Annotated in this window: 40 protein-coding genes, 4 tRNA genes and 2 pseudogenes (1 of these 46 cut by a window edge); 21 read left to right on the plus strand and 25 right to left on the minus strand. The window is 23.2% G+C overall.

Annotated elements, in window-relative coordinates; translation table 11 throughout:
• Together LUA84_RS02735 and LUA84_RS02740 are read left to right on the plus strand one after the other, a co-directional pair.
• Positions 1-382 carry the 3' portion of an ATP-binding protein gene (locus LUA84_RS02735; protein ID WP_231434333.1) on the plus strand. 167 nt of this gene lie to the left of the window's left edge, so only the last 382 of its 549 coding nucleotides appear in the window; its start codon lies off the left edge, out of view; the stop codon is at positions 380-382.
• A 547-nt stretch (positions 383-929) separates the two neighbouring features.
• Entirely contained in the window at positions 930-1,367 is a 438-nt protein-coding gene (locus tag LUA84_RS02740; protein WP_231434334.1) for a hypothetical protein, read from the plus strand.
• A gap of 22 nt (positions 1,368-1,389) precedes the next feature.
• Here LUA84_RS02740 and LUA84_RS02745 read toward each other — a convergent pair whose 3' ends face one another.
• The 8 genes from LUA84_RS02745 to LUA84_RS02775 all read right to left on the minus strand — a co-directional run bounded on the left by LUA84_RS02745 (position 1,390) and on the right by LUA84_RS02775 (position 3,360).
• Positions 1,390-1,524 carry a hypothetical protein gene (locus tag LUA84_RS02745; protein WP_231434335.1) on the minus strand — a complete coding sequence of 45 codons (135 nt, stop codon included), beginning with the start codon at positions 1,522-1,524 and terminating at the stop codon, positions 1,390-1,392.
• A 12-nt stretch (positions 1,525-1,536) separates the two neighbouring features.
• Positions 1,537-1,878: a TGS domain-containing protein gene (locus LUA84_RS04305; protein WP_256443526.1), complete on the minus strand. Its 342-nt coding sequence runs from the start codon at positions 1,876-1,878 to the stop codon at positions 1,537-1,539.
• Between the two features lie 38 nt (positions 1,879-1,916).
• A complete protein-coding gene (locus tag LUA84_RS05325) occupies positions 1,917-2,072 on the minus strand; it encodes a hypothetical protein (RefSeq protein WP_457913358.1) in 156 nt (51 codons plus the stop codon).
• 445 nt (positions 2,073-2,517) lie between these two features.
• Entirely contained in the window at positions 2,518-2,667 is a 150-nt protein-coding gene (locus LUA84_RS02760) for a hypothetical protein (protein WP_231434336.1), read from the minus strand.
• Positions 2,645-2,761 (minus strand): GTPase, encoded by a 117-nt coding sequence (locus tag LUA84_RS05330; protein WP_457913291.1) that lies wholly within the window; start codon positions 2,759-2,761, stop codon positions 2,645-2,647. The genes LUA84_RS02760 and LUA84_RS05330 overlap by 23 nt, the downstream gene beginning before the upstream one ends.
• A gap of 49 nt (positions 2,762-2,810) precedes the next feature.
• Positions 2,811-2,885: transfer RNA gene (locus tag LUA84_RS02765), tRNA-Met, on the minus strand.
• 87 nt (positions 2,886-2,972) lie between these two features.
• Positions 2,973-3,212 carry a DNA/RNA-binding protein AlbA gene (albA, locus tag LUA84_RS02770; RefSeq protein WP_342765400.1) on the minus strand — a complete coding sequence of 80 codons (240 nt, stop codon included), beginning with the start codon at positions 3,210-3,212 and terminating at the stop codon, positions 2,973-2,975.
• Entirely contained in the window at positions 3,178-3,360 is a 183-nt protein-coding gene (locus tag LUA84_RS02775; RefSeq protein WP_231434338.1) for a hypothetical protein, read from the minus strand. The genes albA and LUA84_RS02775 overlap by 35 nt, the downstream gene beginning before the upstream one ends.
• 100 nt (positions 3,361-3,460) lie before the next feature.
• Here LUA84_RS02775 and ppa point away from each other — a divergent pair.
• The 4 genes and pseudogenes from ppa (at position 3,461) to LUA84_RS04315 (ending at position 5,098) form a co-directional block, all read left to right on the plus strand.
• Positions 3,461-3,973, plus strand: a pseudogene (gene ppa / locus LUA84_RS02780) (inorganic diphosphatase).
• A gap of 63 nt (positions 3,974-4,036) precedes the next feature.
• On the plus strand, positions 4,037-4,219 hold the full coding sequence (locus LUA84_RS02785) for a hypothetical protein (RefSeq protein WP_231434339.1): 183 nt from the start codon (positions 4,037-4,039) through the stop codon (positions 4,217-4,219).
• Between the two features lie 158 nt (positions 4,220-4,377).
• On the plus strand, positions 4,378-4,800 hold the full coding sequence (locus LUA84_RS04310; RefSeq protein WP_308112639.1) for an NOL1/NOP2/SUN domain family protein: 423 nt from the start codon (positions 4,378-4,380) through the stop codon (positions 4,798-4,800).
• Between the two features lie 112 nt (positions 4,801-4,912).
• Positions 4,913-5,098 (plus strand): hypothetical protein, encoded by a 186-nt coding sequence (locus tag LUA84_RS04315; RefSeq protein WP_256443601.1) that lies wholly within the window; start codon positions 4,913-4,915, stop codon positions 5,096-5,098.
• An 18-nt stretch (positions 5,099-5,116) separates the two neighbouring features.
• On the opposite strand, the gene LUA84_RS02800 is transcribed toward LUA84_RS04315, so the two are convergent.
• From LUA84_RS02800 to LUA84_RS02820, 5 genes are all read right to left on the minus strand, one after another.
• Positions 5,117-5,190: transfer RNA gene (locus LUA84_RS02800), tRNA-Arg, on the minus strand.
• 93 nt (positions 5,191-5,283) lie between these two features.
• Positions 5,284-5,544 carry a hypothetical protein gene (locus tag LUA84_RS02805; protein WP_231434340.1) on the minus strand — a complete coding sequence of 87 codons (261 nt, stop codon included), beginning with the start codon at positions 5,542-5,544 and terminating at the stop codon, positions 5,284-5,286.
• A 157-nt stretch (positions 5,545-5,701) separates the two neighbouring features.
• On the minus strand, positions 5,702-5,980 hold the full coding sequence (locus LUA84_RS02810) for an aldehyde ferredoxin oxidoreductase C-terminal domain-containing protein (protein ID WP_231434341.1): 279 nt from the start codon (positions 5,978-5,980) through the stop codon (positions 5,702-5,704).
• Entirely contained in the window at positions 5,952-6,161 is a 210-nt protein-coding gene (locus tag LUA84_RS02815; protein WP_231434342.1) for a hypothetical protein, read from the minus strand. Before LUA84_RS02815 ends, LUA84_RS02810 begins: the two co-directional genes overlap by 29 nt.
• Entirely contained in the window at positions 6,127-6,309 is a 183-nt protein-coding gene (locus tag LUA84_RS02820) for a hypothetical protein (RefSeq protein ID WP_231434343.1), read from the minus strand. The genes LUA84_RS02815 and LUA84_RS02820 overlap by 35 nt, the downstream gene beginning before the upstream one ends.
• A gap of 434 nt (positions 6,310-6,743) precedes the next feature.
• Between LUA84_RS02820 and LUA84_RS02825 the strand changes: the two genes are divergently transcribed.
• A tRNA-Leu gene (locus tag LUA84_RS02825) sits at positions 6,744-6,826 on the plus strand.
• A gap of 80 nt (positions 6,827-6,906) precedes the next feature.
• Here LUA84_RS02825 and LUA84_RS02830 read toward each other — a convergent pair.
• From LUA84_RS02830 to LUA84_RS02840, 3 genes and pseudogenes are all read right to left on the minus strand, one after another.
• Positions 6,907-7,365, minus strand: a pseudogene (locus LUA84_RS02830) (AAA family ATPase); the annotation flags it as partial.
• A 191-nt stretch (positions 7,366-7,556) separates the two neighbouring features.
• Positions 7,557-7,640: transfer RNA gene (locus LUA84_RS02835), tRNA-Leu, on the minus strand.
• A 160-nt stretch (positions 7,641-7,800) separates the two neighbouring features.
• Positions 7,801-8,007 carry a hypothetical protein gene (locus tag LUA84_RS02840; protein WP_231434345.1) on the minus strand — a complete coding sequence of 69 codons (207 nt, stop codon included), beginning with the start codon at positions 8,005-8,007 and terminating at the stop codon, positions 7,801-7,803.
• 244 nt (positions 8,008-8,251) lie between these two features.
• Here LUA84_RS02840 and LUA84_RS02845 point away from each other — a divergent pair, with 244 nt between their 5' ends.
• The 11 genes from LUA84_RS02845 to LUA84_RS02880 all read left to right on the plus strand — a co-directional run bounded on the left by LUA84_RS02845 (position 8,252) and on the right by LUA84_RS02880 (position 12,006).
• Positions 8,252-8,476, plus strand: coding sequence for a hypothetical protein (locus LUA84_RS02845; RefSeq protein WP_231434346.1), 225 nt, complete (start codon positions 8,252-8,254; stop codon positions 8,474-8,476).
• An 11-nt stretch (positions 8,477-8,487) separates the two neighbouring features.
• Positions 8,488-8,886: a cysteine--tRNA ligase gene (locus LUA84_RS04320; RefSeq protein WP_256443602.1), complete on the plus strand. Its 399-nt coding sequence runs from the start codon at positions 8,488-8,490 to the stop codon at positions 8,884-8,886.
• Entirely contained in the window at positions 8,798-9,055 is a 258-nt protein-coding gene (locus LUA84_RS04325; protein WP_256443527.1) for a hypothetical protein, read from the plus strand. Before LUA84_RS04320 ends, LUA84_RS04325 begins: the two co-directional genes overlap by 89 nt.
• A gap of 10 nt (positions 9,056-9,065) precedes the next feature.
• On the plus strand, positions 9,066-9,254 hold the full coding sequence (locus tag LUA84_RS04330) for a hypothetical protein (protein ID WP_256443528.1): 189 nt from the start codon (positions 9,066-9,068) through the stop codon (positions 9,252-9,254).
• Between the two features lie 94 nt (positions 9,255-9,348).
• Complete coding sequence (locus LUA84_RS02855; protein ID WP_231434553.1) at positions 9,349-9,672, plus strand: DALR domain-containing protein; 324 nt, start codon at positions 9,349-9,351, stop codon at positions 9,670-9,672.
• A gap of 61 nt (positions 9,673-9,733) precedes the next feature.
• Positions 9,734-9,904 carry a GTP-binding protein gene (locus LUA84_RS04335; RefSeq protein ID WP_256443529.1) on the plus strand — a complete coding sequence of 57 codons (171 nt, stop codon included), beginning with the start codon at positions 9,734-9,736 and terminating at the stop codon, positions 9,902-9,904.
• Positions 9,876-10,334: a GTP-binding protein gene (locus LUA84_RS02860; RefSeq protein ID WP_256443530.1), complete on the plus strand. Its 459-nt coding sequence runs from the start codon at positions 9,876-9,878 to the stop codon at positions 10,332-10,334. Before LUA84_RS04335 ends, LUA84_RS02860 begins: the two co-directional genes overlap by 29 nt.
• A gap of 156 nt (positions 10,335-10,490) precedes the next feature.
• Positions 10,491-10,661 carry a hypothetical protein gene (locus LUA84_RS02865; protein WP_231434347.1) on the plus strand — a complete coding sequence of 57 codons (171 nt, stop codon included), beginning with the start codon at positions 10,491-10,493 and terminating at the stop codon, positions 10,659-10,661.
• Positions 10,648-10,935 (plus strand): hypothetical protein, encoded by a 288-nt coding sequence (locus LUA84_RS02870; protein ID WP_231434348.1) that lies wholly within the window; start codon positions 10,648-10,650, stop codon positions 10,933-10,935. The genes LUA84_RS02865 and LUA84_RS02870 overlap by 14 nt, the downstream gene beginning before the upstream one ends.
• Before the next feature lie 15 nt (positions 10,936-10,950).
• The gene (locus LUA84_RS02875; protein WP_231434349.1) at positions 10,951-11,259 is read left to right on the plus strand and encodes a PIN domain-containing protein; all 309 of its coding nucleotides are present in this window, start codon (positions 10,951-10,953) and stop codon (positions 11,257-11,259) included.
• A 168-nt stretch (positions 11,260-11,427) separates the two neighbouring features.
• Positions 11,428-12,006 (plus strand): GTPase, encoded by a 579-nt coding sequence (locus LUA84_RS02880; protein ID WP_231434350.1) that lies wholly within the window; start codon positions 11,428-11,430, stop codon positions 12,004-12,006.
• Positions 12,007-12,228: 222 nt separating this feature from the next.
• Here LUA84_RS02880 and LUA84_RS02885 read toward each other — a convergent pair whose 3' ends face one another.
• Entirely contained in the window at positions 12,229-12,447 is a 219-nt protein-coding gene (locus LUA84_RS02885) for a hypothetical protein (protein ID WP_231434351.1), read from the minus strand.
• A gap of 268 nt (positions 12,448-12,715) precedes the next feature.
• On the opposite strand from LUA84_RS02885, the gene LUA84_RS05335 reads away from it, so the two are divergent.
• Positions 12,716-12,961, plus strand: a complete 246-nt coding sequence (locus LUA84_RS05335; protein WP_457913359.1) for a PUA domain-containing protein — start codon at positions 12,716-12,718, stop codon at positions 12,959-12,961.
• On the opposite strand, the gene LUA84_RS02890 is transcribed toward LUA84_RS05335, so the two are convergent.
• From LUA84_RS02890 to LUA84_RS02895, 3 genes are all read right to left on the minus strand, one after another.
• Positions 12,941-13,447 carry a hypothetical protein gene (locus tag LUA84_RS02890; RefSeq protein ID WP_256443603.1) on the minus strand — a complete coding sequence of 169 codons (507 nt, stop codon included), beginning with the start codon at positions 13,445-13,447 and terminating at the stop codon, positions 12,941-12,943. The genes LUA84_RS05335 and LUA84_RS02890 overlap by 21 nt on opposite strands.
• Before the next feature lies 1 nt (position 13,448).
• Positions 13,449-13,580 (minus strand): hypothetical protein, encoded by a 132-nt coding sequence (locus tag LUA84_RS05340; RefSeq protein ID WP_457913360.1) that lies wholly within the window; start codon positions 13,578-13,580, stop codon positions 13,449-13,451.
• Positions 13,581-13,843: 263 nt separating this feature from the next.
• Complete coding sequence (locus LUA84_RS02895; RefSeq protein WP_231434353.1) at positions 13,844-14,083, minus strand: hypothetical protein; 240 nt, start codon at positions 14,081-14,083, stop codon at positions 13,844-13,846.
• A gap of 34 nt (positions 14,084-14,117) precedes the next feature.
• Here LUA84_RS02895 and LUA84_RS02900 point away from each other — a divergent pair, with 34 nt between their 5' ends.
• Positions 14,118-14,681, plus strand: coding sequence for a diphthamide synthesis protein (locus LUA84_RS02900; protein ID WP_231434354.1), 564 nt, complete (start codon positions 14,118-14,120; stop codon positions 14,679-14,681).
• A gap of 849 nt (positions 14,682-15,530) precedes the next feature.
• On the opposite strand, the gene LUA84_RS02905 is transcribed toward LUA84_RS02900, so the two are convergent.
• The 5 genes from LUA84_RS02905 to LUA84_RS02920 form a co-directional block, all read right to left on the minus strand.
• Complete coding sequence (locus tag LUA84_RS02905) at positions 15,531-15,860, minus strand: hypothetical protein (RefSeq protein ID WP_231434355.1); 330 nt, start codon at positions 15,858-15,860, stop codon at positions 15,531-15,533.
• A gap of 390 nt (positions 15,861-16,250) precedes the next feature.
• Positions 16,251-16,427: a hypothetical protein gene (locus LUA84_RS02910; RefSeq protein ID WP_231434356.1), complete on the minus strand. Its 177-nt coding sequence runs from the start codon at positions 16,425-16,427 to the stop codon at positions 16,251-16,253.
• Between the two features lie 938 nt (positions 16,428-17,365).
• Positions 17,366-17,602 (minus strand): ATPase, T2SS/T4P/T4SS family, encoded by a 237-nt coding sequence (locus LUA84_RS02915; RefSeq protein ID WP_231434357.1) that lies wholly within the window; start codon positions 17,600-17,602, stop codon positions 17,366-17,368.
• 226 nt (positions 17,603-17,828) lie between these two features.
• The gene (locus LUA84_RS04340) at positions 17,829-17,960 is read right to left on the minus strand and encodes a hypothetical protein (protein ID WP_256443531.1); all 132 of its coding nucleotides are present in this window, start codon (positions 17,958-17,960) and stop codon (positions 17,829-17,831) included.
• Positions 17,961-18,480: 520 nt separating this feature from the next.
• On the minus strand, positions 18,481-19,017 hold the full coding sequence (locus tag LUA84_RS02920) for a hypothetical protein (protein ID WP_231434358.1): 537 nt from the start codon (positions 19,015-19,017) through the stop codon (positions 18,481-18,483).
• Between the two features lie 39 nt (positions 19,018-19,056).
• Between LUA84_RS02920 and LUA84_RS02925 the strand changes: the two genes are divergently transcribed.
• Entirely contained in the window at positions 19,057-19,356 is a 300-nt protein-coding gene (locus tag LUA84_RS02925; RefSeq protein WP_231434359.1) for a coiled-coil domain-containing protein, read from the plus strand.
• The last annotated feature ends 707 nt before the right edge of the window (positions 19,357-20,063 follow it).

A 20,063-nucleotide genomic window follows, 5' to 3' on the forward strand; every position in this document is an offset into this window, starting at 1 on the left:
AAAAGATTCAAATGCATTATTATTTTTCTTAAATAAATATAAAGAATATTTTGATATTGAAGTTTTTGGAATTCATATTGATGAAGGAATAAAAGGATATAGAGATAAAGATACAGAAAAATTATTAGAAATTTCAAAAAAATATAATTTAAATGTAAAAATATATAGATTCACTGAATATTTTACTATTAGTTTTGATGAAGTTGTAAAAATATCAAAAGAATATAAAGCATATACAATCTGTGGTGTATGGAGAAGATGGTTAATGTGGAAAGCAGCAAAAGATTTAAATTTAGATAAATTTGCGACTGCACATAATTTACATGACGAAGTTCAAACAATTCNNNTGAATATTTTTGAAGGAAATTTAAAAGATCATTAAAAAAAGGACCATATGTAGAAATAGTTGAAGAAGATTTTATTCCTAGAATTAAACCATTTAATTTCAATACAGAAAAAGAAAATATGTTATATTCAGTATATAAATAATTTGAACCACCATTTGGAGAATGTCCTTTTATTGTTGGTGAATTTAGAGATATATTAGATCAAAGTTATATAAGTTAGAAGATGAATATCCAGGATTTCATAGAAATTTCTTAAGAAATATTTTAGAAATAATATATAAAGAAAACTGATTATAAAAAGGAAAATATCATAAAATTAAGAAAATGGAAAATTTGCGGATATCCAACTACTAGAGAAATATGCAGAGCATGCGAAATAAAATTAAAAATAAGTAATGTTAAAAATACTTAATTCTTTTGTATCTATAAGAATTACAAATCCTTCTTAAATGAAAAATATTTAATTATAGAACATACAAAGACTAATTTTAAGAAAATAGATAAATTACATCAAAAACAATAGAATTATACTTAAGAAGTCATAGTAATTAGTTTTTAAATTTTTCTATAATTCAAAAAAATATGAATAATATAGATATAACAAAAGAATTTCTATACACGCTGTTATTGTTATTTTCTATAGAAACATTCTTAGACCTATTATCATTTATTACATATCCATCAATTTTGCCAAATTATATTAATATTTCCATCGATATTTTCTTATTTATAATTCTTTTATTATCTATATTTTCAATTTATTTAATAAAAAAAGATAATTTATACAGTTATATAATTACATTGTTTATATCAATATTGATTTTATTTTCTTCTTTTACATTAAATTATAATAATATAATAGATATAGCAGTAAGAAATGTAGCATCTAATTATGGTATATATCCAAACCCAATAATATTGTTCTTTGGTATTTCAATATTTTTAATAAGTATAAGAAAAATAATTCAATTAAGAAAAACTAAAATTTCTTCAATATTAGCAATTATCTCAATTTGGTGAAATGTCCTAAAAATACCTGTCTTCAACAGGCTCTTTCCAATCCTAATTCATCTAAAGCTTCTGGCATTGTTTTACCTTCATTTAATAATTTAATATATCTTTCATATAAATGTCCAATTGGTTTTCCGCATGTAAAACATCTAATAGGTATTATCATAGTATTAGAATTTTAAACTATGTGTTTAAATCTTGAATTTGCAACTATTTGAATTACATCTCTATGTTTTAATACATAATCTTTTCCTAGAAAGTTCCTTGTCCTAACATCTATAGCTCTTACAAAATTCTTTGCCAAATCAGAGTGTATTTTATTTGCAAAATCTATTACAGTACTTCCAGGAGGCATTAAAAAACAATCTGGTAATATTCTTCCTTCCTTATCTGCTAAAGAATCTACTCCTCCAGGAAATACCGCTACATATTTTAAAACATCAAATACAGTTATATCTAAAATATTTTGAACACCAGTACTTCCAAATTCTTTAAATACATAATTTTCAATAAATTCCAAAGCTTTCTTTTCTTTATCATATCAAATCTTCCTCAATTTCAAAATAACTTTCTCCAAGGTCTATAAAATATTTTTCCTTGTTTATCCAATTCTTTTAATATTAATTCTGCATAACCAGATGTAGGTATTATAACTTTATCCGGATATTCTTTCTTTAATATTTCAAGGTTTTTCTTTGCAATATCTATATTTATATTCTACTCTATTTGCTGCAATAATAATTGGTTTTGATATTTTTCTAATTTCAGACGCATGTTCAAATAATTTTGTATCATCATTTATTATATCATAATCCTCTTGATAATTTTCAATTCATTAAATGCTTTTGATACATGCTCTTCTTTTACATTTAATCCAGAAATTAATTTTGCCATTTCCTTATCTAATTCTAAATGTTCATTCTTTATTTTTCTTATATTTTTTTCTAAATTTTTCTTTATTACATCATAAAACCACCAATCTATTTCTTCTTCATACTCATTTTACATCTTTTATTGGAGCAGAATTTCCAGGACCAATATATTGTCCTTCTTCATTTGTTGACACCTGAAATATCTATTACATGTATCTATCCATCTGCCTGTCTTACCTCNTCTAAAAATTTATTAGCTAACCCTCTACCTTCATGTGCACCAGGAACTAATCCTGCTTATCTAATATCTCTATTGGAACAAATCTATATTTTCCCTTTATAAAACCATATCTCGGATTTGATTTAACATTAAATTCTGTTCCGATATCTTCTACTCTAACATATCCATAACCTTTATTTGGTTCTATCGTTGTCAAATGGATAATTTGCAATTGCAACATCTTGTAATGTTATTGCTTTAAAAAGAGTAGATTTTCCAACATTTGGTTTTCCAGTAATACCTATTTGCATTATAATTTAATTATAAATATATTTAAAAATTAGAAAATTTTTTGATAAATAGCGGGGGGAGGATTTGAACCTCCGACCTGGGTGTTATGAGCCCCCCGGGCACTCCTAGCTGCCCTACCCCGCTATATTAAATAAATAATTATCAAAAAATATAAAAAAGATTACTGTTTCATTAACAAGTACAATTTCTATACTTGATATCCTTCTCTTTTTACCACTTGTGATCTACCTGCCTTTCCTCAGAATCTATATTTATACTTTTTATATCAACCTGTCCTGCCATAAATTTCTTCCTTATTACTTCTGCTACATCTACTGCTCTAGCTATGTATCTTCCTCTTGCCTTAATTACAACCTCCTTTGCATCCTGGCTTGTAAATTGCATTGCTACCGCTGTTACATAGTTCATAAATGGCTTATTTCCTATATATATTATTGTTTGCTCTGCCATCATGAGCTTTGTAATTTTTTAATTTCGTCTTGTTATAGTATCCAGCTAACATATTTCTTAATCTCTTTGATGGAACTTCAGCTACAACTTCTAATATTTTTACATTTTTATTATAATCTGCAGTAAATACAATTTGCATATTTTTCATAATATTTTATTAGCCTCCCTTCTAAATTTACCATGAAGTATTCTAACCATTTTTTTATTATAAAAATTAAATTTATAAAAAGATAGCAAACTATAATAAAATGAAAGCTGGAAAACAACCTCCAGAAGATATAAATGTATTCATAGAAATACCAAAGGGTAGCAATATAAAATATGAATTCGATGAAGAAGAGAAAGTAAAAAAAGTAGATAGAATATTATATACGCAATGTTTTATCCATTTAATTATGGATTTATACCAGAAACTTTAGAAGAAGATGGAGATCCATTATATGCTTTAGTTATTACATATGAATCATTTGTTCCTGGAGTATTAATAAGAGCAAGACCAATTGGTGTATTAATAACAGAAGATGAAAATGGAATTGATAGAAAAATAATTGCAGTACCACATGAAAAAATATATCCAAGATTTTCAAATATAAAGGATATAAAAGATTTACCAGAAGCAATATTAAATCAAATAAAGCATTTCTATGAACAATAAAAAGAAACAACCTGGAAAATTTGTAAAAGCTAAAGAATTTAAAGGAATTACAGAAGCATTAAAGATAATTAATGAAGCAATAGATAGGTTTAAAAATAAGAAATAGTAAATATTTTTTTAGTAAAGAAGCATTACGCTTCTGAAAAAATGATGAAACTATGTTTTTCTGATGATAATTAAAAAGAGTTTTGAAGAACATTTTAAAGAATTATTAGGAGATAAATATGAATTGTTTTTAGAATGGTCCTTTAAATTATTAAAGAAATCTATAAGAATTAATACAATAAAAGTAAAGGATAATATAAATTTTGAAAACTTAAAAGAAATATTATTATCAAAACAGGAACATTGAAGAGAAAAAGAATTAAAAGAAATATCTGAAAAAATTGATAATTTATATAATTTAAAACAAAATCCTTTTAATTTAAATATAAATGCAAAAGAAATATTATCAAGAATAAAAGAATATGGATGGGAAATTGAAAGAATACCTTTTTATAAATATGGATTTTGGATAAAGGGAGAAAGAAGAGATATTGGAAATACTGTAGAATTTCAATTGGGATATTATTATCACAGCAAGAAGCTGCATCAATGATACCACCCTTAGCATTAGATTTAAAAAAAGATGATTTGGTTTTAGATATAGCAGCTGCACCTGGTTCTAAAACAACACAAATTGCAATGCATATGGAAAATGAAGGATTAATAATTGCAAATGATATATCAATTGATAGAATTAAAGCATTAAGTCAGAATTTACAAAAAATGGGTATAATAAATACAATTATAACAATGATGGATGGGAGAAAATTATATAAATTAAATTTAAAATTTGATAAAATTTTATTAGACGCTCCATGTTCTGGAACTGGTGCAATAAGGAAATCATATAAAACATTAAAAATATGGAATGCAAAATACGATAAATAGATTAGCAAATTTACAAAAGAAATTATTATTAACTGCCTTTGATTTATTAAAACATAATGATATTTTAGTTTAATCTACATGCTCTGTTGAACCATTAGAAAATGAGTTTGTAATAGATTATCTATTATCTAAAAGAGAAAATGCTAAAATTGAAAAAATAGAAATACCAAATTTAAAGAAATCTCAAATAATTTCTGAATATAATGGATATAAATTAAAACATGAAGAAGAAATAAAAAATACAATAAGATTATGGCCTTGGGAATTGATACAGAAGGTTTTTATATTGCAAAGATAAGAAAAATATAATTTTAAATGCGCCCGAAGGGATTCGAACCCCCGATCTCCAGGACCGAAGCCCGGAATGTTGTCCTGGCTACACTACGGGGCCTTCATTATATATTATTTTTTGATATGAATTAAAATATTCATCAAAGTATTGATCATAATGTATAATTTATATTATATTTCTTTGCTATTTTATTATAGTATATCTACCAATCTTTTTGGATAATTTTTATCAGGAATTGAATTTGTTAATTTATGATCTTCAAATATCTTAGAAAATGTTTTTTCTCTTTTTACATTTAATTCAGTATTTTCTTCATTATCTACATTATTTGCTTCAGATGTTGATTCAAATTTTCCAAAATTAAATCCTGAAAATTCAATTGGATTCATCGTATTCATTAAATAATCTGAAAAATATTTATCATAGATAAAATTTGGTAAAAATAATCCCAAAGAAATATATGGATTAAATACTGTAGAGTTTTTATTATTAAATGGTATATAAACTGATATATCATTTAGATCAAATAAATTAGAAACATATCTTATATCTTTTCCTAATAATGATAATTCTCCATATGCATCTTTTTCTATTAAATATTTTGCAATATTATAAATTTACTTCTGAAGATTTATCTAAATTATTAAAATCAAATAATGATTTATTTAAATCTTTAATTGATACTTTTCCAATATATATTCCTTCTAAAATTGTTCCTAAAATATATCCTAAATATAATGTATCTAAACCATATCCATTTGATAAATCAATTAGATCCCTTATATATTCTTCATTTAATATTCCTAAAAATGGTCCTAAAATATTGAAGGGTTCATATGGATATTCTTTCTTTAAATTATTAACTAAAGGACACAATATAATCATCAAATATCTTTTTATTTTCTTCTTCAGATAAATATATGTTCTTATAATTTAAAATAGGGATCCTATCCGATATAGATTGATAAAAATCTTTTATTGATTCTTTTTCTTCTTCTATTAATTCTATATCTAATCTTTTATTTTCAATTTTATTATCTCCTCCAATTGATAAACCTGATATATTCATGGTATCTATATAATACTGATCCAATTCCACCCTTTGTAACTTTTATTTTATTATTTTCAAATATAATTAACATTGCATATATTGTAAATTTTGATCCCAATCCATTTAACAAAATAATAAAATCTTTTCCACCATATATATCTTTCAAGTATTATATAATTCTTCTTTTCTTTTATATATAACTTCTGATATATCATTTTCTAAAAATATAACATTATCATTTTCTATAATTAAAAAATATTTTTTATCTAATTTTGCATATAGAACTATTATATCATTACCTGTTAATTTAATATATTTACCAAAAGAAGATAAATTAATATCTACAGAACCTGTTATTGGAGNTCAATAAATAATTAATGAATTTATATTATCTTTATTTTTTTGATGCCCANCGGAAAATATTGTTAAATTATTTTCAAATAGACCTTTTTCATATGTCTTATAATCAAAATGCAAATTANTTGAATGATCCAATGTTTTTGAATCAGTTACATAATTTTTTGATTCTTTTTTATATAAATCTAAAAACAATACTCTAATCATATAAAATAAATAATTCTTTAAACTATATTAAATTATGGACCCGTGCCCGAGAGGCCAAAGGGGATCGGTTCAGGTCCGATTGGAGAGATCCTTCCGGGGTTCGAATCCCCGCGGGTCCATATTATAAAAACAAATTTAATCTAATTACTATTTATTTAATTTGCTTTCCTTTAATTTATTTAAAAATTCTGCAAATTTTTTAGCAGATTTCTTCTAATAATCCTTCTTCATTATTTATTACTTCTACTATTGTACCATATTCAAACATAAACATTGTAGTAAAATATATTGTTAGATTTTGTTGAATTTCAATTCTTTTTAAATTTTCTATATCTCTTCCCCTTATTTGAATATCTTTTAATCTTCTAACAAAAATTTTATCTGGATCAGAAACTAATACTGCAATACCATCAGGTCTTAAAATTTCTGCATACTCTCTTAGCATACCTGGAATATATCCTTCATATGATTCTATTACTAAATGAGTATCTAAAATTATATCACTTTCCTTTTCCATTTCCTTTATTCTCTTAATTGCTTCCTTTTGTATTTCTTTTTGTTGTTCAAATGTTAATTTCTTTCTTATTTCATCTCTATTATTTATATTATACTTCTCTTTTGCTAATTCAAACATTATATCTCCAGTACTTACAACTTTAAATTCATATTTTAAGTATTTTTTAGCTTAAATGTATATTACCGAAGTTTTTCCAAACCAGGTACTCCAACAGACAATACATAATAAAATAAATAAATACTATGAAAAATAAAAGATTTATTGAAAAGATAATTTTTATAACAATCTAAAATAATTTTCAATATTTTGAATTATAAAAATATAATTTTAAATGCGGCGGAGGGGATTTGAACCCCTGGCGGATCTTATCCAATCGGACCTCAACCGATCCCCTTTGGCCTCTCGGGCACCGCCGCGTATTTTATTTTATATTTTCCAAAATTTTAAAATATAAGAGATAATATTCATGAAACAAATAAATTAACAACACTGTAAATTTTCTTTATTATTTTTTGAAATCTTTAGTTTTTTAATATCTTTTCTTTTATTACAATCCTAATAAAAATATTAAATTAACTAAAACAAAATATCACTAACAATTAATAGAATTTCTCCAAATTCAAATATATTTAATCTAAATATTGGAGCAAGAGATGCAACTAAAATTGCAAAAGAACCTGTACTACATCCAACTAAACATGCTTGAAATCCGGCAAAACCAAATATTGCAGAAATAAATGATAAAATATTTCCTGCGTAAAATTTCCTATAATTAATTATCATAAAAGATATTAAAGCAAAATTTAAAGAAAATAAAATTACATATGAACATGCAAGGATTTTTATGATAAATTGAAGCTAATAACAAACCCAAAAATATTGATTTAATATAAAAATAACCAATAAAAAAAAATATTATAATTAAAATAATTCCAATTTTACTTTTTATCATATCTTTAAAAATGTTATTCATTTTTATAATATTCAAAATATCTTTTTAAATATTTTTTCTAATTATTTGAAATGAATGACAATCGGTGTAATTTATATATATAATACATTAACAAAGAAAAAGGAAATATTTGAACCAATAGAATATCCTTTTGTAAAAATATATCATTGTGGAATAAATCAATATGATACATCACATATCAGGTCATTTAAGGTCAGAAATTTCTTTAGATATTATAAGAAGAATATTCAGATATTTTGGATATATAGATATAGCACATTAGCAATTTTACAGATATAGATGATAAAATAATAAAAAGAGCAAGAGAACTAAATTTATTAAATGATTGGCAGAAAATACCTGAAGAATATATAAAATATCATTTAGAACAAGTAAAAAGATTAAATAATTTACCATTTTATATAAATCCAAGAGTTACAGCACATATTAATGATATTGTAGACTTTATAAAGGATTTAATAAATAAAGGATATGCATATAGAGGAAAATATAGTATATATTATGATATAGATAAATATCCATATTATGGACAACTATCAGGAACAAAAAAAGAACAATGGGAACAAGAAACAGAATTTTTAGAAGATAAAAGACATACATATGATTTTGCATTATGGAAATTTAAAAAAGAAGATGAACCATACTTGGAATACAGAAATAGGAGAAGGAAGACCTGGTTGGCATATTGAATGTTCTGCTATGTCAAGAAAATATTTAGGAGATAGATTTGATATACATGGAGGAGGTTTAGATTTAATATTCCCTCATCATGAAAATGAAATTGCACAATCAGAAGCTAGATTCAATAAACATCCATGGGTAAAATATTGGCTACATTTTTGGATTTATAAAAATTAGAGGAGAAAAAATGAGTAAAAGTTTAGGAAATATAATACCTGCAAAGGAATTTTTAGATAAATATGGAGAAGATATTACTAGATTTTATATTGGATCTTATCATTATAGAGAACCAATTGATATAAATGAAGAAAGTATAAATCAAGCAAAAGAAAATTATAGATATATGAAAGCAACAATTAAAACAATTGTAAATTGAAATAAATAGTTTAGATAGAACATTTTATTTAGATGATAATAAAATAAAAATATGGAAAGAATTATTAAATTATGAAAAAGAATTTATAAATAGTATAAAAGATGATTTTAATACAAGAGAGGCTACAAGAGTATTATTAGAAGCAACAAATTATATAAATAAGAATGTTATTGGATCCGAANCATTTACATTATACTTTACTTCATATAATTTCTATAATATTGCTTCAAGAATTTATGGATTATGGGAAGATATATTTTATGGAAGAGAAAGTAAAGAAAATCTAACAAATAATTTATTNAATATAATAATAGATATTAGAAATGAATTAAGAAAAAATAAAAATTATGAATTATCCGAAAAAACAAGAGAAGAACTTAGAAAAATTGGTATAGATTTATTAAGATCAAGGAAATAAAACAATATATAGATTTATATAAAAATTATCATTTTTTAACTTTTTTATTAAAAATAAGTGAATGGATGATATAATATATCCTGATCTATCAATAATAATATTGGGACATGTTGATCATGGAAAAACAACATTGGCAAAATCATTAACAGGTCAATGGTTATCAAAACATTCTGAAGAAATAAAAAGAGGAATTAACAATAAAATTGGGATATGCAGATTTTACAATATATAAATGTGAAGAACATGGTTATTTTACAGAAAAAATATGTCCAATATGCAATAAAGAAAATAAACCAGTAAGAAAAATATCTATTGTAGATGCACCTGGTCATGAAAGTTTATTGATGGTAATGTTAACTGGAGCTGCAATTGTTGATGCTGCTATATTAGGTATTGCTGCAAATGAAACAGTTCCACAAACAAAAACATTAGAACATCTTGTAGCATTTAAATATTTAGGAGATAAACCATTAATAATTGTACAAAATAAAATTGATCTTGTAACAAAGGAAGAGGCAATGAAAAATTATCAGGAAATATTAAATTTATTAGATAAATTAAATATTGATAAAAATAAAGTAAAAATAATTCCAATATCCGCAATAAATAATGTAAATATAAATTACTTATTAGAAGAATTATGCAAATATTCCAAAATCTGAAAAAGATGAAAACTCAGATCTAATATTTTTAATATCAAGATCATTTGACGTAAATAAACCAGGTACTGATATAGAAAAATTGATTGGAGGAGTTTTGGGAGGAAGTTTACTAAAGGTAAATTAAAATTAAATGATGAAATAGAAATAAGACCTGGATTGTTTATTAATAATAAGTGGATTCCTATAAAAACAAAAATAGTTTCATTAAAGCAAGGTAATCATAATGTAGAAGAAATATTACCGAGAGGAACTGCAGGAATTGGGACAAGTTTTGATCCTTCAGTTACAAAAGATGATACATTATCAGGACAAATTGCTGGATATTGACTATAAATTACCTCCACAATATGATGAAATAAAGGTAAAATATGAAATAATAAAAGAATTATTTAATGAAAATGAAAAAATTCAAAAAGGAGAAGCAATAATTGTAGGATTATATAATATAATTTCTGATGGAATTATAAAAAACATAGAAAAGGGAAATGTAATTACTATAAAGTTGAATAAACCAGTTTTAGGATATAAAGATGATAAAGTAATAATATTAAGAAATATTAATAAAAGATGGAAGATATTTGCAATTGGTAAATTATTATGAAATACAAAATATTAATTGATATCAAACATATTTTTTATTCCATTTTATGAGAATTTTGATATAATAAATGAATTAAAAGATTTTTTAATGAAAAATAATATTGAATACGAAGGATTTTATACATTAAGAAAAAATATTATTGAAATTGAAAATAAAATAAATAGCTCAAAATCTGAAAAATGGAAAAAAATATATAATTTAGTATTAGAATATATAAAAAAGAATAACATAAATATTATAGAAACAAAAGAAAATTATGAAAAAACAGATAGACCTAAAATAAGAAAACAGCATTATCTGATAAATTTATTGTATGTACATTAGATAAAAATTTAAGAATGATATTAAAGAAACTAAATATACCAGTAATTTTTTATTCAAATAAGAGATTACATATAATATGGTAACAAATGCAGGACCAGAATTCTTGCCGCAAAAGAAAAATATGAAAATAAGAAAACTCCAGAAGAAAAATTAAAATATTTATATGAAATGTTAAAAACTGCTCCAAAACATAAAGGATCTGAACATTTAATTGCATGGATAAATAAAAAAATATCAGAATATGAAAAAATGATTGAAAAAGGTAAATATAAAAAGGGAGGAAGTAGTATAAAATTAATAGAGAAATCCGGTGATATTTTAATAAGTATATTGGGAATAGAAAATACTGGAAAAAGCTATTTTTTAAGGAAATTTACAAATGCAAATGCTGAAGTAAGTGAAATTCCATTTTCTACAATAAATCCAGAAATTTGTACAATATTTTATAACTGCGTATATTATCAATTTGTTGAAAATCCATCTACATTTGAAAGAAAATTTAGATCAATTTTATCATTATCTGATTATTATATATTAATATTAGATGAAAAAAGAAATATAGAAGAACAATTGGAAAGAATAAATAAATTTTCTGAGGGAATAATTGAATTTAGTACAATTCCAAATAATAAATATAAAATAATATATAATAAATTTGATGATTTTAAAGATATAAATTTACAAGAAATATTAGAAAATATAATTAAAGATTTAGATTTAATAAGAGTAAAACCTAATAGATTCTGATCATTGCGTAATATTAAATAATGATTCTACTATAAAAGACTTTCAATGAAAAAATAAATAAAAAATGGATAGATAAATTTAGATATGCAAAGATAATTAGAGGAGATAAAATTATAAGAGCTGGATTAAATTATAAATTAGAAGATAGAGATATTGCTGAATTAAAATTAAAAATATAATTATTTATGTTTTTCAAGCTTTTCCTTTAATTCTATTATAACTTTATCTAGTATATTCTATTAATATTGCAATTACAGATAACCATAATACTCCTAACCATGTAAATAAAGCTGCTATAAACATACCAGCTGAACCTTGTAGTGCAAGTGGTAGTTCTATGCTTTTAAACATCAAAAGATATCCCAATATCATATTAATAAAAAATCCTACCAGCAATATTATTTCTAACAAATTTGGTGTTTTGTAATCAAAGCCAACCATTATTAATTTTTAAATTAAATATTTATATATATTTCTATGAAAAGTTTAGATAAAAAATCAAGAAAAAATTAAAGTCGAAATTATTAAAAACAAATTATAAAATAGAATGCGAAAAATTAAAAAATGAAAATATATTTTTAGATGAAGAAAATAATATTTACGTATATAATAATATTCCAATAGCGTTTATAAGAGATAATAAAAATATATCCAACAATATTTTTGATAAATGAATGTGAAACAAATATGAATTCATATTAAAGGAAATATTGGGGCAAAAGAAAAAATATTAAATGGTGCAGATGTATTTAGACCTGGAATAATTGAATTTTCAGATTTCAAAAAAGATGAAATAATATTAGTAATATCTGAGGATAATAAATTATTAGCAATTGGAAGAGCATTATATGATAGCAATGATGCTATTAAAATGAAAAAAGGAAAAATAGTAGAAAATATACATTATTATGGAGATAAAATAACAAAATATTATTTAAATAAAATTAAAAATTGATTTTTGTTTTAATAAATTACTATATTTTCTTAATTTATATACTGAAACATTATATTTATTCATAAATTTATTATTTAGATATTGAATTAGTTCATTATAACCATCAAATTTTTCTATCAAATTATTTAACATATACTTTGTTCCTTCTCTAACAACCCAAACACCTAGAGNAACTTTATATTCTTTTGTTACAAATCTAAATACATCTAAATTTCCAATCATTTTATAATTTCTCATAAATTCTGCAAAAGATAATTTTAAAGCACTATAACCTCCTGATTCATCATCTCTGCCAATTATACTATATTTGAAATTCAAATTATATGCAGAACCTGGTATTAATGTTTCAATCAATTCACAATTTCCATTACCTGGGAAAAATACTCCATAAAAATCATTTCCATATAAAGAATAATAGAATAAGTAATATTTATCATTAATTTTAGAATAATCCTTTATTTCTTCCTTTATTTTTTTCTCTAGAATTTCAAGAACTGCAGATTATTGCCCATTTACTTGGAACTAATTTTTTATTTATCTTATATCCAAAGAATCCCATTGAAAATAATCTTGATAAATAATGATCAGCATCTAGATTTATATGAATAATATATAGAATCTTCTGCCTTCATTTCTTTATTTTATATATCTCATTTGGTATTTTTGGATTTTCATTTATCTTTATTTTATCTATATAACAGAATATCCATATAAACCTATTATCTTTGAAATTTTCATATTTTCACTTATTTTATTTAGATGTATTTCTAAATTTATTGATTTAACTGACAACATTGAATCTAAAATTTCATTACATAATCTATCATTTTTTCTTGGTAAATTCGCATCTACAATCTTCTTTGCATTTATTAAACTTATTGATCACTTTATAATTTCTTCAAAAATTATACAATTTTTTGCCCAATATATAGGATTATCATATAATTCTATATTATCATTATAAGATGTTAAAACACCTAAAGACAATTTGGGATAGTTAATTGAACTGATTAAATTTGATGGAGGAGTATATCCATTTATCTCCTTTTTTAATATAATGGATCTCCCATATAATTTCTTATATTTTTCTGCAAGTTTTTTTCCATTTACGACATCTATCATTAGATTTTTATTTATTTTTTAAATTATAAATTTGATGGATATAATAAATATACCGACAAAGTATAAATTAAAAGAAATTAAAAATTTAGATGAATTAAAAAAATATTTACCAAAAAAATTTGCTTTGGTATCTTTAACACAATTTTCTGAATATACTAAAAAAATATATGAAATATTAAAAGAAAATTATGAAATAATATTAAAGGAAGGATTATATGGTATAATTGTTTTGGGATGCTATTCAGAACCTGCAAACAAAGAAGAAGGCGATACAGTACTATTAATTGGAAATGGAAAATTTCATGCAGAAAATATTATAAGAAAATTAAAGAAAAAGGTAATTGTTTATGATCCAATATATGAAGAAATAAAAGTTTATGAACCAGATTATAATTTTGATAAAATTTTAGAATTTCTATTGAATAAATTAAAGAATTCAAAGAATATTGGAATAATATTATCAATAAAGCCTGGACAATATTATTATGAAGAAACATTAAAGATTAAAGATAAATTAGAAAAATCTGGAAAAAAAGTATACTTATTTATTGGAGATACAATAGATATTTTACAATTATTAAATTTATCACATATATAGATTTCTGGATTTTCTCTGCATGTCCAAGATTGATTGATGATATAATAGATAATAATATAAACGGACTAACAATTGACATTATAATAAAAAATTTAGACAAAGTAATTAATATTGAATATTCCCTGAACAAACATATATAATGCTATTGTAGATAAAGTAGAAAATATGAAGTATATTAATATATTAATTATATACATATTTATACAAATAATAATAAAAACTCAATTTATCTCCACTATTTTCTATACTATTATTGCATATACAATTACAAAGGCTATTGCTATCATTTTTATTCCAATTATAAGTATCATTGAAGCAGGTGATACGAGAGAATTTAAATTAAATAAAATTAAATATAATTCCAGGTAATGTGCTTATATATCTGAGAAACACCAGAATTGGATAATTCTAAATTAGATATTTGGTTAAATTGAAAAGATAATTTGTTATAAAATTTCTATAATCATCACACTAACTGCACTTATTATTCCTAAAATAATTGGAGCTAAAAGTCTTGATAGAGATTTTAATTAGTTAAATCTTCTGCACAAGGTCTTTAATCCTCTCTTTTACTTTTGATATTAATAAAAAATATCTTTCAAACATATCCTGTTATAATAGAAGCTTCTGTAGGAGATTGACTACTAGCTTCATATAACAATTCCATCGTAGCTCTCAATTGAGATGATGGAATTCTAGATAAAGCTCCATACCTAATATCAAATATTGAATCATAAAAAGACTAAACCTGCTCTCAAATTTTGATATATTTTTGATATAAAATCTCCTATTGGACTACCTGTATATTTTATGACATACTGTGTCATTGCCTTTTCAATTGGATAACCTTCATATTAATGCTGAACTTAAAGATAAGAAAAATGATGGTAAATCTGTTTCTATTCTTTCTAAATTCTTATATAAATCCTTATAATTAAAATAATATACAAAAGAAATTAATGAAACAGATAAACCTATTAAAAATACTAAAAATTCTGATAATAATATTCCTGAAACATCAAATTTATATAAATATTGATATATTACAAAAAAGATTATGAAAAATAACAATATACTTACTGAAAGTCCACTAATTATTGATATTAATTTATTTGTTAAATCTTTTTTCTTTAAATAATAGAATAAATATATATCATCATTTGAAAAAACACCAATCATTTTTGAAGAAATTGCATAATAAACTAAATAAAATGACATAAATAAGTACATAAAATATCAAATAATATAAATAAAACAAATGGACTAAATAAACTTCCTAAAAATATTGATGCAAGGNGAAATATTGTTAATATACATAACTGGTAAAGTAATACCTAACATAGATACTAGGTTTATTGTAGATCTTATTTCCCTAGAAAATTCATATAGTTCATTTACTAATTCTCTAAAGCCTCTTCTATAGCTTTATCTATTTGAAAATTCCTCCTATCCTTATCAGGATCATATAGAGCACTTAACATAAGCATAACACCAATATAAAATGATTTTGAACTTTTTTCCCAAGATCTTGAATATTCTACTAAAGATGCTGATGCAGAAACATATTTTCTATTCTATATATCTCTTAACAACCTTAATAAATACTATTTTTAATGGTAAGTTAATATTTTTTGCAGCAAATAACATTGCTTGTTCTACATTTGGATTTTGCCTTAATTTAATAGCTAATAATAGTAATAGAGTAATTAATTGAGATTTTTTCTTTGCATTCAGATTACTATACAAAACAAGTATAATAATAATCAATCACTATATAACATAATAAACCAAGAGAAATAAACAATAGGAAGTATAAAGGAGATATTATTATAGAAGGTATTATTCCTATAAAGATAAATAATAATAGAAAAAATAATGACGATGATTCTATTTGATTCAATATTTACATCTAAAAGAAGTTCTTCATTTATTTTTTCAAAATTTTTTCTTTTATTTTCATTTACTTTAATCTTTATTTTATTTCCAAATGCTTTAACAATTTTTTCATAATATTTTATTTTATTACCGAAATAGAAATATTTGTATAATTTTAATTTGCTTTCTAAATTTTGAATTCTAATCCATTTAACTCAATTTCTGATATATCCATTTCTTCATATTATGCTAGTATATAATCCTTTACAACTTCAGTATATTCTTTAATACTATTTAATCTACATATTGATAAAACACTTCATTATATGTAGAAACAAAATCTGCTTCCAAAATATCTTTTCTATTTTTTTCTCTTGCTATATCTACTAGAAATTTTTTTGATAAACCTATTGTCTCTATCATATTCCTTACTCTTTCCCAAGATTTTGACAAATATNTTATCCTAGATGCAATAGCCTTTAGTACATCAGAAGCACCCTTTATTAACTCTAATGTTGGTTCAAAATTGTCTTTTTCTGCATCATAAATCATCAAATCAACAAATCCCTTTTCTTTGAATGGATCCTGTTCCCATAATTTTCTTACTTCAGTTAGCCTTAATACCCTTCTATATTTTTTTAATCCAGAAGGTTCTTTAATTGGATTAGTAATTACTATCTATATCTGTAGCTTTAAATGATGTTTTAGGAACTCCTAGATCATTTACAACTCTATCGTATACACCATAAGGACTTTCTNCATGTAAAGTACCCATTACAGCATTTGCTACAGCACCAACCCTCATAGCTTCATATAATGTTAAAGCTTCTCTTAGATCTAACTTCTCCAACAATTATAGCACTATCCCCCATTCTTAAAGATGCTCTCAATCCCTCTTCAGCAGATAATTCAGCAGATTTTAATGAAAATGGACTCCTAACGTTCATAGGAACTATATTATATCCTACTGATCTAAAAAATTCTGCTGGTATTTCTAAAGTATCCTCTACAGTTATTATCCTAACTTTCTTAGGTATTTCTAACATTAAGGCTGTTAAAGTGATGTCTTACCACTTCCTCTTGTACCAGGAATTAAAATTGTCCTTCCATTTGCAACTAAAAAAGATAATAAANNTGCAAGCCTGATAATTTAGCATTTTATTATCTATAAATAAAGGTAAAGTCCATGGTTTACTTCTATGTCTTCTAATTATATATGTTAATCCAAAAGGAGATAAAGGAGGTGATAATGCTGCAACTCTTAATAATATATTATTTCCAATTTACAAAATCTGTATCTAAAACAGGATTTGCTTCATCAAATGGTCTTCCAGATATAATCTTAATTTTGTAGCCCAAAGATTCTACTTCTCTCCTAGTTGGAGTTACATTTGTAACGCACATTTCATATTTAGAATGCTGTAAATATATTGGAGTTATGCCTGCTGGCGGATTTATATAGAGATCTTCTAAATTTTCATCTAATACTATTTTTTCTATTATTCCAAATCCAAATGTATATCTAATAAATTATACTCTTAATTAATTCCAATCTATTTTTATCTATATTTATATTATATATAGACATTAATTTTGCTATTATATTATTTAGTATATTATTATATATTTCCCTTAATCTTACTACAACTAAATAATCTTCCTTCTTAGGTTCGTATTCTTGTAAAATTTCTATTGATTTATGAGATAAAAATGTTTCTTCAGAGAATAATTTATATTCTTCAGGAAATATATAATATCTGAAAATTGTTTCTTCAGGATTTTTTAATACNAAAACTTCTGTATTTTTATCCAATCTATAAGAATCTATAATATTATAACTTTCTGAAATTTTATTTATATATTTTGTATCTATAAATTTTGGTTTTATATCCCCCAATAATAATCTTCTATATATTTCTCTATTTCAAATATGATATCCAATTAAAAATGGTTTAATATATTTATATAAAGGTAATGATTCAAATTTTATTAGAAAATTGTATATTAATGATATTAAATTTGATATTTGGTTTTCTAAATCTTTATTATTTTTTAATAATGACATTAATTTTCTTTTCATTCTTCTTATAAATATATATGTACCAATTGGATCCTTCAAATATCTCTTATCCAAATAATCTATTATTGTCTTTATTTCTGAATATAGTGGATTTCCAGTTAATAAATATCTATAATATTCTGATATATTATTTTTAATAGAAAGATATGCATCAAGAAAACTATTCAATATTTTTATACTATCTTCACAATATTCTATATTTTCATCCTGCTCAATTATTATTGTATTTACAAATGGATATATACATAATATATTTAATATATATTCCATTATATTTGGATCATCTTCAATTGTGGCAATATTACTATAATTATTAGCATTTACATATAATACTCTTTCTTTTCCATTCATTTTAATTTCATATTGCAAATTATTTAGCATATAAAGATTAATATATATTAAAATATAATAGTTTTACTTATGAATGATCCAGAGACACTTAGACGATTAAAATATTTAGAAGAGAAAATTTCAATGTTCAACAATATATTACAAACTATGGATGTAACTACTAGGACTTCTTTAGATGATTTTAAATTAGAAATCGAAAATATTAAGAAGGAAATAAACAACATAAAACAAGAAATAAATGACATAGAAATAAAAATAAAAGCAATAATGGATGAATTATCAAATTTTGCTACTATAGACCAATTAAAAATTATAAATTCTATTTTGGATCACATAAATCCATTTGATTTTGTTACAAGAAAGAATTAGATAAATTAGTAAAAGAAAAAATTATGGAATATTTTGATAACTTGATAAAATCAGAAGAGTTAAATTTATAATATTCAATATTTTTATTAAAAACTATAAAGCTTACTTGGTATATTTAGTAAAAAAAGCAATAAAAATCAGAATCAACAACAGGATTAAAATAACTTATTTCAGGATTTTAATAATCCAATACCACAAAATATTGGACCATTTGATCAATTTCAGCAAAGTCACAATATTAATCCTACAGCAAATAACTATCAGAATTATCCTTTTGGCCAAATGAATCAACAGGTTCCATTACAGCAAAATCCTCCAAATCAATTTAGTCAATCCTGGAACTTACCCCCACAACCAAATCCAACCCCAAATTGAATTTCCACAACAACAAACTCAGAGCCAACCAGAACCTGGACAAGGAAGTTTTGTTATAGATGAAAAGATTGAACAATATATAAACAATACTGTAAATGATATATTAAAAGATAAAATAGGTGAAATAAATGACGAATTATCACAAATAAAAATATGGAAAGAAAAAGTAGAATATTTAATTAATAAAATGCAGGAACAAATTGATAAATTGGATAATAAGATAACTGAAATAAATAATTAAAACAACTAAAAAATTGGAAGAATATGATAAAGGAATGCAGGAGGCAACAACAGAAATACAGGCATTACATAGATTGATAAGAACAATGATA

It is taken from the genome of Candidatus Nanopusillus massiliensis, assembly GCF_920984865.1.